Source organism: Pseudomonas jilinensis (assembly GCF_003586265.1).
Lineage (GTDB): Bacteria > Pseudomonadota > Gammaproteobacteria > Pseudomonadales > Pseudomonadaceae > Halopseudomonas > Halopseudomonas phragmitis.
Genome location: NZ_QJSA01000048.1, coordinates 1 through 696 on the forward strand (window position 1 = coordinate 1; position 696 = coordinate 696).

The following is a 696-nucleotide window of genomic DNA, read 5'->3' on the forward strand; positions in this document are numbered from 1 at the left end:
CCACTACAAAGCCGCGCGTGCTGCGGGCGTTATGTCGCTAATCAAGGATTAGCCATTGACTGAAATCATTCCTGAGGCAATTGTGGCAATCGTCAGTGCAGTAGTCGGTGCACTGTTGGCCGGTGTCGCATATTTGCTCAAACGCAAAATCGAGAAGAACGACTCCGGGAAAATAGAGGAGTTCATCAGCGGATATGAAAGGCTCCATAAACTTTACCGAGCTGAACCAGAGGATAAGGTTTCTGCTGAAGAACTCGCTGCGGCAAATCGTATTGTGGAATCCGCTCAGGGCTCACACGACTCACTGCTGGAGTCGGGCGAGCATCTAACTCAGGCTGATATGAACAGGATTAGCCTAGCTCAACTTACTGCAGCTGATGCGCAGCTAAGCGTTGTGTACGAAGAGCTCATGTCATTTCAGGATGGTGCTCGGGCCGAGGCTTTAGATTACGCAATGGAGTCGTGGAGGAAGTTTAGGCACGACTTTGCCGCATTTGAAGCTGAATTCTACAGGGGTGGCTCTATTCAAAGCCTAATATACGCCGCAAATGCCGAGGCGCGTACAAATGAGTTTATTCGGCTTCTAAGTGAACAGTTGGAATTCGAGCGAAATAAATGACGCAACATAACAAGGCCAAGCACAGCGACGGTTTTTTCGTTGCTGCTTCGCCTTCACTACAAAGCCGCGCGTGCTGG

Annotated in this window: 1 protein-coding gene; it reads left to right on the forward strand. The window is 50.0% G+C overall.

Features of this window, described 5'->3' with window-relative positions:
* Nucleotides 1-55: 55 nt before the first annotated feature.
* Nucleotides 56-619: a lysozyme inhibitor LprI family protein gene (locus C2846_RS18490; RefSeq protein WP_119702193.1), complete on the forward strand. Its 564-nt coding sequence runs from the start codon at nt 56-58 to the stop codon at nt 617-619.
* The last annotated feature ends 77 nt before the right edge of the window (nt 620-696 follow it).